Annotated in this window: 14 protein-coding genes; 6 read left to right on the forward strand and 8 right to left on the reverse strand. The window is 73.1% G+C overall.

Annotated features, from left to right (window positions below):
• Positions 1 to 28 precede the first annotated feature (28 nt).
• On the reverse strand, positions 29 to 502 hold the full coding sequence (locus tag SM452_RS09105; RefSeq protein ID WP_194802414.1) for a molybdenum cofactor biosysynthesis protein: 474 nt from the start codon (positions 500 to 502) through the stop codon (positions 29 to 31).
• Positions 503 to 593: 91 nt separating this feature from the next.
• Here SM452_RS09105 and SM452_RS09110 point away from each other — a divergent pair, with 91 nt between their 5' ends.
• Positions 594 to 1,850: a hypothetical protein gene (locus SM452_RS09110; RefSeq protein ID WP_463839711.1), complete on the forward strand. Its 1,257-nt coding sequence runs from the start codon at positions 594 to 596 to the stop codon at positions 1,848 to 1,850.
• 325 nt (positions 1,851 to 2,175) lie between these two features.
• On the opposite strand, the gene SM452_RS09115 is transcribed toward SM452_RS09110, so the two are convergent.
• The 5 genes from SM452_RS09115 to SM452_RS09135 all read right to left on the reverse strand — a co-directional run bounded on the left by SM452_RS09115 (position 2,176) and on the right by SM452_RS09135 (position 6,934).
• A complete protein-coding gene (locus SM452_RS09115) occupies positions 2,176 to 3,249 on the reverse strand; it encodes a PIN domain-containing protein (RefSeq protein ID WP_262015312.1) in 1,074 nt (357 codons plus the stop codon).
• Positions 3,250 to 3,284: 35 nt separating this feature from the next.
• Positions 3,285 to 3,509, reverse strand: a complete 225-nt coding sequence (locus tag SM452_RS09120) for a hypothetical protein (RefSeq protein WP_013286169.1) — start codon at positions 3,507 to 3,509, stop codon at positions 3,285 to 3,287.
• A gap of 126 nt (positions 3,510 to 3,635) precedes the next feature.
• Positions 3,636 to 5,225 carry a DHA2 family efflux MFS transporter permease subunit gene (locus tag SM452_RS09125; protein WP_262015313.1) on the reverse strand — a complete coding sequence of 530 codons (1,590 nt, stop codon included), beginning with the start codon at positions 5,223 to 5,225 and terminating at the stop codon, positions 3,636 to 3,638.
• Between the two features lie 318 nt (positions 5,226 to 5,543).
• A complete protein-coding gene (locus SM452_RS09130) occupies positions 5,544 to 6,182 on the reverse strand; it encodes a DUF305 domain-containing protein (protein WP_463839712.1) in 639 nt (212 codons plus the stop codon).
• Positions 6,167 to 6,934, reverse strand: a complete 768-nt coding sequence (locus SM452_RS09135; RefSeq protein WP_463839713.1) for a lytic polysaccharide monooxygenase — start codon at positions 6,932 to 6,934, stop codon at positions 6,167 to 6,169. Before SM452_RS09135 ends, SM452_RS09130 begins: the two co-directional genes overlap by 16 nt.
• Positions 6,935 to 7,179: 245 nt before the next feature.
• Between SM452_RS09135 and SM452_RS09140 the strand changes: the two genes are divergently transcribed.
• Positions 7,180 to 9,237, forward strand: coding sequence for a cellulose binding domain-containing protein (locus SM452_RS09140; protein WP_463839714.1), 2,058 nt, complete (start codon positions 7,180 to 7,182; stop codon positions 9,235 to 9,237).
• Positions 9,238 to 9,244: 7 nt separating this feature from the next.
• On the opposite strand, the gene SM452_RS09145 is transcribed toward SM452_RS09140, so the two are convergent.
• Together SM452_RS09145 and SM452_RS09150 are read right to left on the reverse strand one after the other, a co-directional pair.
• A complete protein-coding gene (locus SM452_RS09145; RefSeq protein WP_463839715.1) occupies positions 9,245 to 10,087 on the reverse strand; it encodes a phosphatase PAP2 family protein in 843 nt (280 codons plus the stop codon).
• A gap of 73 nt (positions 10,088 to 10,160) precedes the next feature.
• The gene (locus tag SM452_RS09150; RefSeq protein ID WP_355509140.1) at positions 10,161 to 11,801 is read right to left on the reverse strand and encodes an MDR family MFS transporter; all 1,641 of its coding nucleotides are present in this window, start codon (positions 11,799 to 11,801) and stop codon (positions 10,161 to 10,163) included.
• A 123-nt stretch (positions 11,802 to 11,924) separates the two neighbouring features.
• Here SM452_RS09150 and SM452_RS09155 point away from each other — a divergent pair, with 123 nt between their 5' ends.
• From SM452_RS09155 to SM452_RS09170, 4 genes are all read left to right on the forward strand, one after another.
• Positions 11,925 to 12,515, forward strand: coding sequence for a TetR/AcrR family transcriptional regulator (locus SM452_RS09155; RefSeq protein WP_355509138.1), 591 nt, complete (start codon positions 11,925 to 11,927; stop codon positions 12,513 to 12,515).
• 79 nt (positions 12,516 to 12,594) lie between these two features.
• Positions 12,595 to 13,926, forward strand: coding sequence for a low temperature requirement protein A (locus SM452_RS09160; RefSeq protein WP_463839716.1), 1,332 nt, complete (start codon positions 12,595 to 12,597; stop codon positions 13,924 to 13,926).
• 21 nt (positions 13,927 to 13,947) lie between these two features.
• The gene (locus tag SM452_RS09165) at positions 13,948 to 15,012 is read left to right on the forward strand and encodes an SRPBCC domain-containing protein (RefSeq protein WP_262015321.1); all 1,065 of its coding nucleotides are present in this window, start codon (positions 13,948 to 13,950) and stop codon (positions 15,010 to 15,012) included.
• A gap of 298 nt (positions 15,013 to 15,310) precedes the next feature.
• On the forward strand, positions 15,311 to 16,291 hold a 981-nt coding region (locus SM452_RS09170; RefSeq protein ID WP_463839717.1), incomplete at its 3' end, for a non-reducing end alpha-L-arabinofuranosidase family hydrolase.

Raw genomic sequence — 16,291 nt, forward strand, 5'->3', positions numbered from 1 at the left:
CCGGCGGGCCGGGAAAGTTCCCTCGCCGTCAGTCGTCGACGGACACGGTGACCGGCCCGACCCGCAGCACGCCGTCGGTGAGCGGGGCGCACCGGACGCCGCCGCGGCGGCGCATCGCCTTCCACGTACCGGGAGCGACCACCACGTCGAGCCAGGCGCAGGGCGGCGCGGCTCGGTGCACCCGCAGCCGGACCGGGCCGTCGCCGGAGTCGAGCGTGAGCACGCGGCCCACCAGATCGTCCACCGGGATGCCCTCGGTGAGCACGTTGCGCCGCAGCTGGGTGAGGTCCGCGCCGGGCGGCAGCGACTCCCGCGCGATCAGCGTGACGCTCGCCTGCCGGTGCGCGGGGCGGCCGAAGTAGCGGTCACCGACGATGCCGAGCCCGGCGCGTAGCTCCACCCGGTCGACCAGTTCACCAGGTGGCGCGGGGGCGGGTCCGTCCGCCGGGCGGCCCACGTACCGGTGCACGGGTGAGGCCAGCAACTGGACGATCCGCGGCATGCCCCGAAGTCTAATCGCGGGCATACCACCGCCAAACCGGACGATAGCCGCGCTCACGTATCCGGGCTCTTCGCAGGGCGTTGTACCAGGTGTGACGGCGAGGCGACCCGACGCGATCGGGGCTCATCCGCAGCGGCGACTGGCCTGGGCGCGGCGCGAGAACGAGCGCCGGCGTCAGGCGTACGAGGCGGCGGCCCGGATCTGGCGCCGCCACGCCGACCACCTCGACCGCCTGTCGATGGAGGCGGCGGGCTTCCGCGGCTGCACACTGCCCGGCACCGCACTGCCGGTGCCGCTGGACGACGGCGAGGTCGTCTACCGCATCCTGCCCACAGTCGACCTGGTCGAGGTCACGGCCCGGCACCTGCCCGGGCTGCCCGTGCCGGGTCGCACGCTCGCCGGCTGTCTCGACCCGGCCGACGGCCCGCTGCCGGCGGGACTACGCGTGGTGGACAGCGGCGCCGCCGTGGTGACCGACCGGCGCGTGGCCTTCGCCGGGCACGACGCCCGGCGGGACTGGCCCCTGCGGGACGTACGCGGTCTCGGGCACCACCCGGACCGTCCGGTCACCCTGCTGCACGACGCCGACGGCGGTGCCCCGGCGGGCCTGCGCCTACCCGCCCCGGGCGCGGCGAACGCCAGGTTCTACCTCACCCTGGCCCACGCCGACGCCACCGGTATGCGGGAGGCGTTCGTCGAGGACGTCGAGGCGCTGCGGTCCGCCCACCGGGCCGCCCGGCCCCGGCCGCCGCGGCCGCTCGGCCCGTGGGACGCCCCGGCCGACCGGGCACTCCCCCAGCGGCTGGCCGCAGCGGGCGTCGCGGCGGTGGCCGTGCTGCTGGGCGTCACGTCCGCCGGCACCTGGACGGCGACAGCCGGGCAGACCGACCCGGCGCACGGACAGGCGACCGCGCCCGCCACCACAGCCGCAACCCCCGCGCCTGGGGTGCCGCCCGTGGCGACTCCAGTCGACCCGTCGTCGCCGGTGGTCCGGCCGACCCGGCCCGCGCCGCCACCGAAGCGTCCCCCGGCGGCGACCGCGGAGTCCGGGGCGCGGATCCTCACCACCGCACCGCCCGTCGCCGGGTCGCCGCCGGCACGGGTCGGCGACCGCCCGTCGACACCTGTCGAGCCGCCCAGCCCTCCCGCCGGCCAGGTGACTCCTGCGCCGACCGCGAGCCCGACGAGCGACCCGGACCCGACCGGGGAGCCCGGCCCCACCGGCGACCCGAGCCCGACCGTCTCCTCCGAGCCGCCCCTGCTGGGCCTGGTGGGCCAGGTCGGCCGACGGCTCGGCCTCGCAGTAGGGCTCGGCGCGACAGTCCAGGTAGACCCGGCCCTCTCCTGACCTCGCAGAGCCGAGTGCCAGCCGGGGACGAAGGTGCCGCCGTCCTCACGTCCCCCGAGGACGGCGAACGAGGTGTCCGCGCCCGGGCGGTTGCCGCGGAAGCTGCTTGATCGACACCAGTGCGCCGAGGTGGCGGCATCCGGCGGCCTCGGACCCCGCCACCTCGCCGAGCTGGCGTGGATCAAGCCGAGGTGTCCCCGAACCCCGACGATCTTGCACTTACTGCCCTCGGGATGGGCGATTCATCCCGCTTTCAGGGGTCAGCAAGTGCAAGATCGCGGGGGCGGCGGGCGGGCGGCGGCGGCGGAGGGCGGGGAGGGCCCGGTCAGGGGGTCTGGGGAGTGAGGAGGTAGTCGCCGTCGTCGGGGCTCCAGCGCAACTCCACCACGCCGCCCGTCGCGGCGGCCTTGCAGAACTGGAGGAAGCTGCGGTAGCCGAGCTTCTTCTCGCTGAAGTCGGGCCGAGCCCGCCGCAGCTGGTCCTTCAGGCCGGACAGCGCCACCGCCCCGCCGTCCGCGGCGAGGTCCACCACCACGGAGCGCAGCAGCCCGAACGCGACCTCCCGGTCGCCCTGCTCGGGAAGGGACACCTCCGGGTCGCCCTTCGCCGGTCCGGCGGCCAGTTCCACCACGTTGTGCGCCGCGAGGTGGCGCAGCAGTTCGCCGAAGGTCCGGAAGCCGTAGTCGGACTCGCTGAACGTGGGGTCCTTGCGCAGCAGCGCGCGCTTGAGCGCGGAGGCGGTCACGTCGCCGCTGGAGCTGCCCTGCATGCCGGCCACCGTCTGCACCAGCTGGACGGCGAGCGTGTCAACGTCCCGGGCCGACTCCTCCTCGGCCGGGGCGGTCTCGACGGCCGGCTCGGGCGCCGGCTCCGCCGGTGAGGGCCGGGCCGGGCGCGACCGGCGGGCGGCCGGTGGCGGCACGTCCACGCCTTCGAGGCGGTCGTAGTAGAGGAACTCGTCGCACGCCGGCGGCAGCAGCGCGGAGGTGGACTTCTCCACCCCGACGCCGATCACCCGCTTGTTGAGTTCGCGCAGCTTGTGCACGAGCGGGGTGAAGTCGCTGTCCCCGGTGCAGATCACGAACGTGGAGATGTAGCCGCGCTCGAACGCCAGCTCGACCGCGTCCACCGCCATCTTGATGTCGGCGGCGTTCTTGCGCGAGGCCCCCATCCGCTGGGGGATCTCGATCAGTTCGACGTGTGAGCGGGTGAGCATCCGCCGGTCCTCGTCGAAGTACGACCAGTCGGCGTACGCCCGGCGTACCACCACGCGTCCCCGCTCGGCGAGCGCGTCGGCGATCGGCCGGAAGTCGAACGGCCGACCACCGTGATGGTCCCGTACGCCAAGGGCCAGGTTCTCGTAGTCGAGGAACAGCGCAATCCGGTCTTCGTGATCCACACCGGCAGCCTAGCCCGGCCGGACCGCCGGACCGGTCAGCGCCGCTCGTCGCGGTAGACGGTCTCGCGGCGGGCCACCCGCTGGATCGCGTAGCTGGTGACCAGCAGCAACAACGCGAGCACCACCTCGACGCCGGCGACGGTGCCGGTGGCGACGGTGAGGCCGAGCAGCAGCAGGATCAGCCCGACGACGGCGAGCAGGCCCGCGAGCAGCAGCCGGTTACGCCGTCGCGCCGACCGCTGCGCGTCGTCTGCGCTCACGCTGGCCGCCTTCCTCCGGTTCCGTCTCCGATCCTAGGCGCCGGCCGTGGCCGGGGTGGCGGATCGCGGCGCCGGAACGGCCCAGGGCCGGACGCATGTGCGTCCGACCCTGGGTGACGGCGGCGGTCAGTGGATCGGGACCGGCACCGGACGCTTGTCCTCGCCCGGGTCGCCGTCGAGCAGGTGCGAGGGCTCACGGCGGCGGGGCAGGAACGCGGCCGGAATGAAGGTCAGCAGCACCAGGCCGAAGGCGACCCAGAACGTGGTGGAGAAGGAGTTCGCCGCGTAGTCGAGCCCGCGCTCGATCAGCGACGGCGGCACCGGGAACTGCTGGATCAGCTCGGGCTGCTGCTGGGAGGCGATGGCGAGCTGGGCCTCGGTCAGCGGGGCGCCGGTGGCCGGGTCGGTGACGCCGGGGATCGGCCGCGAGCCGTTCAGCTCACTGGTGAGGATGACCGACATGACCGCGGCGCCGACCGAGCCGCCGATCTGCTGGAGGATGTTGACGAGCGTGGAGCCGCGCGCCACCTCCGCCGCGCTGAGCGTCTTCAGCGCGGAGGTCATGATCGGCATCATCGTGCCGCCCATGCCGAGGCCCATCACGAACAGCGAGCCGCAGAGCAGCCAGTACGACGTGTCGGTGCCGAGCTGGGTGAAGGTGAAGAACCCGGCCGCGATGAGCACCAGCGCGAACGGCACCGTCCGGCCGACCGGCACCCGGTCGGCGAGCATGCCGGCGATCGGCATGGTCAGCATCGCGCCGATGCCCTGCGGCGCGATCAGCAGGCCCGCGGTGAGCGTCGTCTCGCCGCGCACCTGGAGGAAGTAGCTGGGGAACAGCAGGCCCGCGCCCATGAACGCGATGATGAACACGAACATGGTGACGGTGGCGATGGTCAGGTTGCGGTTGCGGAACAGCCGCAGGTCGAGCAGCGGGTGCCGGGGCCGGAACGAGTAGAGCACGAAGGCGACCACGAGCGCGCCGCCGGCGAGCATCGGCAGCCAGACCTTGGTGTCGGCGACGGTGCCGGTCTCGGGCAGCGTGGAGATGCCGTAGAGGAACAGCGCGAGACCCGGCGAGAGCATGAGCATGCCGAGGAAGTCGAACGACTCGGACGGCTCGGCGTTGTCCTTCGGCAGGGCGAGCTGGGCGTAGACCAGCGCGACCACGCCGATCGGCAGGTTGATCAGGAAGATCCAGTGCCAGCTCGCGACGTCGATCAGCCAGCCGCCGAGGATCGGGCCGGTGATCGGGCCGAGCAGCATCGGGATGCCGAGCACCGCCATCAGGCGGCCGATGCGGTGCGGGCCGGCGGCCCGGGTCATGATCGTCATGCCGAGCGGCATGAGCATGCCGCCGCCGAGGCCCTGGACGACCCGCCAGGCGATCAGCTCGCCGATCGAGTCGGCCGTGGCGCACAGCCCGGAGCCGATGGTGAACAGCGCCAGCGCCACCATGTAGAGGCGTTTCGTGCCGAACCGGTCGGCGGCCCAGCCGCTGAGCGGGATCACCGTGGCGAGCGCGAGCGTGTAGCCGGTCATGGTCCACGCGACGCGGGCGTACGTGGCGTCGAACTCGCTCTGGAACGTCGGCAGCGCCACGCTGACGACTGTCACGTCGAGGATCGACATGATCGCACCGAGCACGACGACGCCGGCCACCTTGAGTACGGCGGCGTCGAGTTTCGTCGACGTCGCTACGGGTTGCTGGGTCACTGACGGTCTCCTGGATCCGGTCCGGCACTGGGAGGCGGTGGCGGCGCCGCGCGCCGTCTGCGGAACGCGGGCGGAACGCGCGGCGAGGCGACGTCCGGGCGACAGCGTAGCCATGACCTGGGACGAGACGCGGCCGGTTTTGCCGACGGGAGAAGCGCGGCGGCACCCGAGCCGGCCGCGCCACCGGCCCCGATCTGCTCGACCGGCTCGCGGAAAGGGCTGGTGCGCGCCGATTCGCCGGCCTTGTCGAGGCGCGGCCGGCGGGCGCGACCGTGACGAAGGTCATGCCCCACGCCGCCACCTCGTGGGGCCGGCCGCTCAGCCCAGACCGGCCATCAGGTCGACCTCGGCCGTACGCGAGCGGTCGATGCGGCGGGCGAGGTCGCGTACCCGCTCGGCGGTCCCGGCGGCGACCTGGGCGCGGGCCAGGTCGGCCGCGGTGCGCTGGTGCCGGCTGAGCACGTCGAGCAGCACCCGGTCGGCGTCGGCGGGCGTGGCGGCGCGCAGCCGGGCCAGTCCGGCGGCGGCCTCGCTGTGCCCGGAGTGGTCGTGCCGGGCGGCTGCGGCGGCGGCCGACGGGCCTGCTTCGCGCAGCCAGCCGCGCATGGTGGCCAGTTCGTCGGTCTCGGTGGCCCGGACGGCGGCGATGAGCGTGCGGACGCGCGGGTCGGTGGCGCGGTCGAGGCCGAGCCGGACGATCTCCAGCGTCTGCTCGGTGTGCGCCACCATCATGGCCAGGAACAGCGCGTCGATCCCGCTGATCGTGGCGTCCGCGCCGCCCGGGACCGAGGCCGTGGCGGGCGGGACCGGTGGGGACGGGTCGGCGGGCGGCCCGCCGCATCCGGTCAGGGCCAGCATCACCGCGAGCAGGGCCGTGGCGGGGCGGGCGGACGCGCGGCGGAGCCGGGGACCGGCCGGCTCCGCCGCGTGGGTACGCGGGCTCAGATCTGCTGCCACAGCGCCGGTACGTTCGGCGGCTCCCAGCCGGCGATGGCGGTGTGCGCCTGGCGGCAGCGGTAGCTGCGGCCGTCGTAGGTCACCGTGTCACCGACCTGGTACGCCCGCCCGGCGGTCCACGTACCGCCCGGCGCCGGGGTGCTGGTCCGGGTGGGCGTGAGCGAGGGCGCGGGCGTGGTGGGCGCCGCGGTCGGGGTGGGCGCAGCCGTCGGGGTGGGTGACGGGGTCGGGTTGCCGCCTCCGCCGCCGATCTGGAGGTCGACGCAGGAGTAGAACGCGTTGGCGGTGTCGGAGATGTTCCAGATCGCGAGCAGCTTCTGCCGGCCGGAGAAGCCGCCGAGGTTGACCGTGTGCGACACGGTCGCGCCGGGCTGGCGTCCCCCGCCGTCGACCACGGCGACCCGGGTGCCGCCGATCCAGTACTCCCAGTTGGCGGTGGCGTGCCGGGCGGTGTTGACCCAGGTGAACGTGACGCTGCTGCCGACCGAGGTGGCCGGCCAGTTGCGGCTGTCGTCGTTGAGGACCGCGAACTGGGCGATGCCGGCGTGGCAGCTGCGCAGGCCCTTGGGGCCCTCGACGCTCTGCGGCTCGTACTTGATCTGACCGCAGTCGGGCACCCGGTTCTGCGCGCAGAGCGCCTGCCGGCTCGGCGGCGAGGAGACGTAGCCGTGGGCCTGGGCGGGCGCGGCGAGCGCCAGCGTCCCGGTGACGGCACCGGCGGTGAGCAGCGGGAGAGTGATTCTTCGGCGCATGGTGGCAACTCCTTCGGGGGGAACGGAAGGTGCCCCGAACATAAATTAAACATTGTTAACAGTAAAGACTCCTGTCTATAAATTAAGCCCTGCACTCCCCCGCGCCGGGCGTATGATCCTCATCGATGGCTCGCCGCGCGGAGCCGATCGTCGTTCGTGGGCATCCCGCCGCCGTCGCGGCTCCGGGAGGACGACGCAGAACCGGGCATCTCCCGTCGTCCCACTCCCTCGAAGGACATCCCCGGATGAGAAGACCCACTGCGTTCGCGGCCGGCCTGCTGCTGCTCGCCACCGCGCTCAGCACCGTCGGCGGGCCGGTCGCCGCCGCCGACCCCACCGACCCGGTCACCGTCACCGTGAACACCCGCGCCGGGCTGGCCACCGTCCCGGCCACCGCGCTCGGCGTCAACCACGCCATCTGGGACTCGCAGCTCGGCAGCGCCGAGACGTCCGACCTGCTGAAGGCCGCGGGCGTGAAGATGCTGCGCTACCCCGGCGGCTCGTACGCCGACATCTACCACTGGGAGACGCACACCGCGCCCGGCGGCTACGTCGCGCCGAACACCGACTTCGACACGTTCATGGCCGGCGCCCGCCGCGTCGGCGCCGAGCCGATGATCATCGCGAACTACGGCACCGGCACGCCCGCCGAGGCGGCGGCGTGGGTCCGCTACGCCAACGTCACAAAGGGCTACGGCGCCAAGTGGTGGACCGTCGGCAACGAGAACTACGGCAACGGCCACTACGGCTCGGCCTGGGAGGCCGACGACCACCCGGACAAGAGCGCCGCCCAGTACGCGCGGCTGGTGGTCGAGTACGCCGACGCGATGAAGGCGGTCGACCCGAGCATCAAGGTCGGCGCGGTGCTCACCATGCCCGGCAACTGGCCGGACGGCATCACCGCCGGATCGGATCCGGGGCCGTGGAACCAGACCGTGCTGTCCATCGCCGGCCCGAAGATCGACTTCGTGGACGTGCACTGGTACCCGGGCGGCAGCGCCGCCGACTCACTGGCCCGCACCAACCATCTGCCCGACGCGGCCTGGCTGCTGCGCCAGCAGATCGCCCGGCACGCCGGCCCCGGTGCGGACCGGATCGGGATCAGCTTCACCGAGCTGAACGTGGACGCCGGCCGCACCACCGCGCCGGGCGCGCTGTTCCTGGCCGACGCCTACAGCGGCCTGCTGGAGCAGGGCGTGTTCACGGTGCAGTGGTGGAACGTGCACAACGGCATCGGCACCGTCTCCGAGGTGGCCGGGCAGACCGACTACGGCGACTTCGGACTGCTGTCCAGCGGCAACTGCACCAGTGACGGTGAGGTGTGCCAGCCGGCGTTCAACACCCCGTTCGCGCCGTACCACGCGTTGTCCATGATGAACCTGTTCGTCCGGCCCGGTGACCAGCTCGTCCGCGCCGGGACCGACCAGCCGCTGGTCGCCGCGCACGCGGTCCGCCGGCCGGACGGCAGCGTCGCGGTCCTGCTGCTCAACAAGGACCCGGACACCGCCTACCCGGTGGCGCTCGACTACGCCGGGTTCACCCCGGCCGACGAGGCGCCGACAGTGCACACGTTCGCCAACGGCGCGACCGGGATCAGCACCGCCCGCTCCGGCAGCGCGGCCGCGCGGACGCTGCCGCCGTACTCGCTGACCACGCTCGTGCTGCGACCGGCCGGCAGCTCGGCCGGGCGGCCCGGCACCCCCGGCAGGCCGACGGCGAGCGCGGTGACCGACCGCGCGGCGACCATCTCCTGGCCGGCGGCCACGCCCGGCGGATCCCCGATCGCCAAGTACGAGGTGCACCGGCAGTACGGCGCGGTGAGCGAGCAGCTCGGCGAGACCGCCGGCACGTCGCTGACGGTGCGCAACCTCGAACCGGGCGCCCGCTACACGGTCAACGTGCTGGCCCGGGACACCGCCGGGCGGGTCTCGTGGTCGTCCCCGCCGTTGACGTTCGCCACCGGCAGCCCGGCCGAGAGTTCCTGCGCGGTGCGGTTCGACGACGACAACGACTGGGGCAACGGGTACGTGGCGAACGTCGAGGTGATCAACACGGGCGCGAAGGCCGTCGACGGCTGGACGCTGACCTGGACCTGGCCGACGGGCTGGCAGCAGGTGAGCAGCGGGTGGAGCGCCACCTGGGACCAGCAGGGCCGCGACGTCCGGGTGACGCCCACCGCCGACAACCGGCGGCTCGCCGCCGACGGCGGGAGCACGACAGTGGGCTTCGTCGGCGCGTACAGCGGGCCGAACGTGCCGCCGGGGGCGTTCCGCCTCAACGGCACGGTCTGCACGCTGCGCTGACCGGCCCTCAGCCGCGGCCGGGTGGCCGCAGCCGTACGTCGGCCGCCGCCGGGACCTTCGGGTTCCGGCGGTGGCCGGCCCGCCGGGGCGCCGGCACCACGTGCGGGCGCACCGGTCCGGACGGGAGCGTGGGCGGTTCCGGCACGGCCGTCGGCAGGACGGCCAGGATCGCCACGAGCAGCACCACCGCGACGACACCGTCGAGCCAGTAGTGGTTGCCGGTGACCACCACCACGAGCGCTGTCGCCAGGGGGTGGAGCAGCCAGAGCCAGCGGAGGCGTCCGGTGGTGACCGCCATCAGCGCCAGCGCGATCGCCAGCGCCCAGCCCACGTGCAGCGACGGCATGGCCGCGTACTGGTTGCTGAGCTGGTCGGTGTCGGGCGGCCCGTAGACGCTCGGGCCGTAGCGGTTGCCGGTGTCGACCATTCCGGTGAGCGCGGTCAGCCGGGGCGGCGCGAGCGGAATGCAGACGTGGAGCACCAGCGCCACCGCCGTGAGCGACGCCAGGGCGCGCCGCAGCCGCAGGTAGTGGGCCGGGCGGCGCAGCCAGAGCCAGACCAGGCAGAGCACGGTGGCCGGGAAGTGCATGTAGGCGTAGTAGGAGTTGGCGACGCGTACCAGCAGCTCGTGCGACAGCAGCGGCCCCTGCACGAGCATCTCGTCGGGCAGGCGCAGCAGCCGCTCCAGCCGCCAGACCCACTCGCCGTTGGCCAGGGCCACGTCGTCCTGCCCGGCGACCACCTGCCGGCCCGCCTTGTAGGCCAGGAAGAGCACGGCGACGAGCGCCAGCTCACGCGCGGCCCGCTGCCATACGGCGAGGCGGGTGGGCGCGGTCCGCGTGACGTCCACGGCTCCTCCTTCGGTCGTCCCCGCATGGACCAGGGCCGCCGCCGGGGTCGGCGACGGCCCTGGGGGTACGGGCTCAGCGGCGGGTGCGTTCCTCCCGGCCGGCCGAGTCCACGCTCACCTCGTCGAAGGCGGGCGCGCCGTCGACGGCGTCCGCTCCCACCGCCACCGATCGGCCGGTGTCCGGCAGGTCGAGGCTGGAACGCAGGGTGACCGGACGCAGCAGCAGCGCCGCCACGATACCCACCACCGCGATGGCGGCCGAGATCAGGAAGATGTGCCCCGTTGCGTCCCCGTACGCGGCCCGCACGATCTGCCGTACCGGCTCGGGCAGCGCGTCGAGGTTGAGCGTGCTGCCGCCGCCTCCGCCGGAGGTGGGGATGCCGGCCGCGGCGAGGTCGTGTGTGATCCGGTCGGTGACCCGGCGGGCGAGCACCGCGCCGAGCACCGACACGCCGATGGTGCCGCCGAGCGAGCGGAAGAAGGCGACGCTGGCGCTGGCCGCGCCGATGTCCTTGAGCGCGACCGTGTTCTGCACCGCGAGCACCAGGTTCTGCATGGTCATGCCGACGCCGACGCCGACGATGAACATGGCGATGCCGACGAAGACCAGCGAGGTCTCGTGGTCGATGGTGCCGAGCATGGCGAACCCGATGACCAGCACGACCGCCCCGAACACGATGTACGGCTTGACCTTCCCGGTCGCGGTGATCATCCGGCCGGCCACAATCGAGGAGATCAGCACACCGGCCATCATCGGGATGGTGAGCAGTCCGGCCTCGGTCGGGCTGTAGCCGCGGCCGATCTGGAAGTACTGGCCCAGGAAGACCGCGCCGCCGAACATCGCCATGCCGACCGCGAGGCTGCCCAGGATCGCCAGGGCGGTGGTGCGCTCCCGGACGATGTGCAGCGGCACCACCGGCTCGGCGGCCCGCGCCTCCACCCAGACGGCGAGCGCGAGCAGCAGCACCGAGCCGCCGACCATGGCGCCGGTCTGCCAGGACAGCCAGGCGAACGAGTCGTCGACGAACGAGATCCAGATCAGCAGCACGCTGACGCCGGCGGCGATGAGCGCGGCGCCCAGATAGTCGATCTTGACGTTGTCCCGGCGCACGGTGGGCAGGTTCAGGGTGATCTGGAGCAGGAACAGCGCGACGGCCGCGACCGGTACGCCGACGAAGAAGCACCAGCGCCAGCCGAGCCAGGAGGTGTCCACGATGAGGCCGCCCAGCAGCGGGCCGCCGACGGTGGCAAGCGCCATGACGCCGCCCAGGTAGCCGTTGTAGCGGCCCCGCTCACGCGGCGGGATCATGGCCGCGATGGCGACCTGCACGAGCGCCTGGAGGCCGCCGACGCCGATGCCCTGGAAGGCGCGGGCGGCGATGAGCTGCCCGGCGCTCTGCGCGAAGCCGGCCGCGATCGACCCGACCAGGAACACCACGATGGCGATCTGGATCAGCAGCTTCTTGTTGAACAGGTCGGCCAGCTTGCCCCAGATCGGGGTGGTCGCGGTGGCGGTGAGCAGGGTGGCGGTGACCACCCAGGTGTACTGCGTCTGCGAGCCGTTGAGCGCTCCAATGATCTTCGGCAGGGCCGTCGAGACCACGGTGCTGCTCAGCATGGCCACGAAGAGCACCAGCAGCAGACCGCTGAGTGCCTCCAGCGTCTTGCGCTTGCTCATCGGGGCGGCCTCAGCCGTCATGGTGGGTGCGCTCATGCGCGCGTCCTCCAGGTGTGTCGATACGGGGGTGGCCGCTTCGTTGCCTCAAGCAATCAACACTAAACCTTGCCCGGTAGGCAAGTTTGCCCATTGAGAAATCGGTCACCTACGCTGGCTGTCATGGAGGAGTGCACCGGGCTGCGGGAGCGGAAGAAGGCGGCCACCCGCCTGGCGCTGCACGAGGCGGCGCTGTCCCTCGCCGCCGAGCACGGCCCCGACCGGATCACCGTCGAGGCGATCGCCGACGCCGCGAACGTCTCCCGGCGGACGTTCTCCAACTACTTCGGCGGCAAGGAGGAGGCCCTCTTCCACGGCGACACGGTGCGGCTGCGCCGGCTCCTCACGCTCGTCGCGGAACAACCGGCCGAGCTGTCGCCGTGGGCGGCGCTGACCCGGGCCGCCCTGGCCCAGGCCGAGGACGGCTACGACGACCCGGCCGAGCCCTGGCTCAGCCGGCGCCGCCGGCTGCACGGCCACCCCAGCCTGGCCGCCCACCAGGTCGGCGCGTACGCGGCCCTGGAGCGGGAGATGGCCGCGGAGCTGGCCCGCCGGCTGACCGGACCCGATGCGGCGCTGCGGGCCCGGATCGTCGCCGCGACGTTCCTCGCGTCCCTGCGGATCGCCGCGCACGAGTGGCTGGAGCACCCGGGGCGGTCGTTGCGCGACGTGCTGCGCGACGTGCTCGCCCTGGCCGCACCGGCGGCGGGCTGAGCGCGCCGCTCCCCGTCGGACCGGTGGAATGGCCGGCGAAAGCGGCACCCGGCCCGACCTGGGCTGACACACTCGCCCGGTGGGTGGCGACCGGTGGCGCAAGGGGCTCGGGCCGGCGACCGGCGTCGCCCCCGCCACCCGGGTCGACCGGTTCGAGATCTTCTTCGACCTCGTCTTCGTGGTGTCCTTCTTCATCATCACGCGCGCCACCGCCGCCAACGTGACCCCTGGCGAACTGCTGCACGCGCTGCTGGTGCTCGCCGTGCTCTGGTGGTGCTGGGTGGTGCACAGCGCGGTCGCCGCCCGGCTGCGCCTCGGCGAGGGCTTCGTGCCGATCCTCATGGTGGTCGGCATGATCGCGCTGTTCACGTTCGCGCTCGCGCTGCCGCAGACGTTCGGCGACCTGGACAAGGGCAGCGCCGGGCCGATCCTGGTCACCATCAGCTACGTGGTGATCCGGTTCGTGCACACCACCCTGTACTGGTACGCCACGCGCGACGACCCGCCGGCCCGGCGCAAGCTGCGGCTGTTCCTGCCGGAGGCGGTGATCTCGGCCGGCCTGCTGCTGGTGGCGGCGCTGCTGCCGCCGCGCGTGTCCCCGGAGGTCGGCCCGTGGCTGCGCGACGGGCTGTGGATCGCGGTGGTCGCCATCCAGTACAGCAGTGGCCTGCTGGCCGGCACCGACGGCTGGAAGATCACCTCGGCCGAGCACTGGACCGAACGGTACGACCTCATCCTGATCATCGCGCTCGGCGAGTCGGTCATCTCGGTCGGCGTCGGCGGCAACCTGCTCGGCCAGCCCGTGACCTGGCCGGCCATCCCGGCGGCGATCTTCGGCATCCTGTTCACCGCGGCGCTCTGGTGGGCGCACTTCGACATGATCGGCCCGGCCGCCCGGATCGCGCTGCACGCCGCGCAGGGGCACACGCGGGTGGCGCTCGCCCGCGACGCGTACGCCTACCTCTACCTGCCCATGATCGCCGGGGTGATCCTGTTCGCGATCGGCGCCGAGGAACTGGTCCGCATCGTCACCGACCCGGCCGGCGGCCCGATGGAGCGCGGCCACGGACCGGCGGTGCCGCTGCTCTTCGGTGGTGTGCTCGTCTACTTCACCGCGAACATGGCGTTCCAGTGGCGCGCGCTGCGGACGCTGTCCTGGACCCGGGTCGGCACCGTGGTGCTGCTCGCCGCGGCGCTGCCGGTCGGCCGGCACCTGCCGGCGCTCGGCGCGCTGGGTCTGCTCACCGCGATCTGCGTGGCACTCGTGGCGGCCGAGCTGGTGATCTTCGCCGATTCGCGGGTCGCGTTGCGCCGGCTGATGCACGAGGAGAAGGCCAGCGCCGAGGAGAGCGAGGCCGCCTGGCGGGCCCGCTGGCGCGACGGCGGCGACAGCGCCCCACAGCGACCTTGACACAGGCCCTAGAGTCTCCGCGTGATCGAGATCGTCACCGAGGTCGACCTGTTCCACCCGCCCGCCCGGACCTGGCGGGCGCTCACGGAACGCGCGCTGCTGGCCAAGTGGTTCGCCGACAGCGCGCCCGGGTCCGACCGGTGGATCCTCGCCACCGCCGCGCTGCCCGGCTACGACGGCGACACCGAGGTGGAGACCGTCGAACTGCGCGCACCGCACCGGCTGGTGGTCCGCTGCCGGGAGGCCGGCCGGGCCACCCGGCTCGCCTGCGACCTGACCCCCACCGCGCACGGCACCCGGCTGTCGGTCCGCGAGGTGCTCGAGGAGGGCGACTGGGACGCCGACGCCCGCGCCGAGCAGCACGAGCAGGCGGTCACCGGACGACTGCCCGCGATCCTCGACTGGCTGGCGTTCCAGAACGTCGACCTGCGCCGCGCCGAGGGCGGCCTGACCGCCGAACTGCCGGTGGTCCGGCTGCTCGGCGACGACCAGCGCCGGTCCGGGCGGCGCCGGGTGCTGCTGGCGGTCGGCGCGGTGACGCTGATCGCCGCCGCGGCCGGGGCGACGGTCTGGGCCACCGCCGGCGAGCCGCCCGCACCGGCCGCGCCGGCCCCGACGGGGTCGCTGGTCATGCCGTCCAGCGCCACGCCGTCGGCCCGGCCCACTACTGCGCGACCCACGCCCAGCGCCAGCCGCCGCAGCGCGTCGCCCTCGCCGACGCCGTCACCCACCCCCAGCCGTACGCCGAGCCCGACGCCCTCGACTGTGGCGGCGGCACCGCTGAGCGCCACCTACGAGACGGTCACCGACCGGGTCTTCGGCTACCGGGGCCAGGTGGTGCTGCGCAATCCCGGCCCGTCACCGCGTCCGGGCTGGACGGTCACCGTGACGCTGCACGACGGCGCCACAGTGGGCAGCGTGAGCGGAGCCGAGGCCACCCAGGACGGACCGGTGGTCACGTTCACCGGGAGCGCGTTGCCGGGCGGCGAGTCCGCCACCATCCGCTTCGACGTCCGCGACCCCGACCCCTCACACGACGCCCCCGCCGCCTGCACCGCCGACAACACCCCCTGCACCCCCGCCTGACCCCGCCCGCCTCGTCCCCTCCCCCCTCCCGCCCGCGCCCCTGAGCGCGTCGATCATGAAGTTAGGCCGCGGATTCGTCCGCATTGAATGCGGTCAACTTCATGATCGACCCAGCCTGGGCGGGTGGGCGGTGCGCGGGCGCGCGCGAGGTGGGCGTGACGGCTGGTTCGGTGGGTGCGGAAATGAGTTGTTGAGTGCTTGGGAGCGCTCCCGTAACATCCCTGACGCGGCTGTTAACGCTCACAAAACAATCGCCACCGCCAATGCCAGAGCCGCCGCCCCCGCAGGAGGTCAATTCATGTCCAGATCCAAGTCAGTCAATGCCATATGGGCATCGGCCGGTGCCGCGCTGCTGGCGTCGGCGTCGGTCGCCGTGGCGCTGCCCGCCGGGGCCGCCGCCGCGGGCTGCTCGGTCAACTACGCGATCTCGTCGCAGTGGCAGGGTGGCTTCGGCGCCAACGTCACCATCACGAACCTCGGCGACCCCGTGTCGAGCTGGACGCTGACGTGGTCGTTCGGCGCCGGGCAGACGGTGACCCAGTCGTGGAACACGAGCCTGACCCAGAGCGGGTCCGCTGTCACCGCGCGCAACGTCGACTACAACGGGTCGATCCCGACGAACGGCAACACGTCGTTCGGCTTCAACGGCTCCTGGACCAGCAGCAACCCGGTGCCGACCAGCTTCGCGCTCAACGGCGTGACCTGCACCGGCGGCACCACCACGCCGACCGGCGCACCCACCACCGTGCCACCCACCACCGTGCCACCCACCACCGCGCCACCCACCACGGCGCCGCCGACCACCGCGCCGCCCACGACGCCGCCTCCGGGTGGCACGTGCAACCTGCCGTCGTCGTACCGGTGGTCGTCCACGGGTGCGTTGGCGCAGCCGCGTTCGGGGTGGGTGTCGTTGAAGGACTTCACGGTGGTGCCGTACAACGGGCAGCACCTGGTGTACGCCACGACGCACGACACCGGGTCGTCGTGGGGGTCGATGAACTTCGGTCTGTTCTCGAACTGGTCGCAGATGGCTTCGGCGTCGCAGAACGCGATGTCGTCGGGGACTGTGGCGCCGACGTTGTTCTACTTCGCGCCGCGCAACATCTGGGTCCTCGCCTACCAGTGGGGGCCGACCGCGTTCTCCTACCGCACCTCGACGAATCCGACCAACCCGAACGGGTGGTCCTCGGCGCAGCCGCTGTTCACCGGCAGCATCTCCGGTTCCGGCACCGGCCCGATCGACCAGACCCTGATCGCCGACGACCAGAACATGTACCTG

The organism is Micromonospora sp. SYSU B005, from assembly GCF_055362685.1.

Excerpts from the sequence above, each read along its gene's own strand:
- SM452_RS09105 (WP_194802414.1), bottom strand. The coding sequence starts at position 502 with ATGCCGCGGATCGTCCAGTTGCTGGCCTCACCCGTGCACCGGTACGTG.
- SM452_RS09140 (WP_463839714.1), top strand. The coding sequence starts at position 7,180 with ATGAGAAGACCCACTGCGTTCGCGGCCGGCCTGCTGCTGCTCGCCACC.
- SM452_RS09155 (WP_355509138.1), top strand. The coding sequence starts at position 11,925 with ATGGAGGAGTGCACCGGGCTGCGGGAGCGGAAGAAGGCGGCCACCCGC.
- SM452_RS09150 (WP_355509140.1), bottom strand. The coding sequence starts at position 11,801 with ATGAGCGCACCCACCATGACGGCTGAGGCCGCCCCGATGAGCAAGCGC.
- SM452_RS09135 (WP_463839713.1), bottom strand. The coding sequence starts at position 6,934 with ATGCGCCGAAGAATCACTCTCCCGCTGCTCACCGCCGGTGCCGTCACC.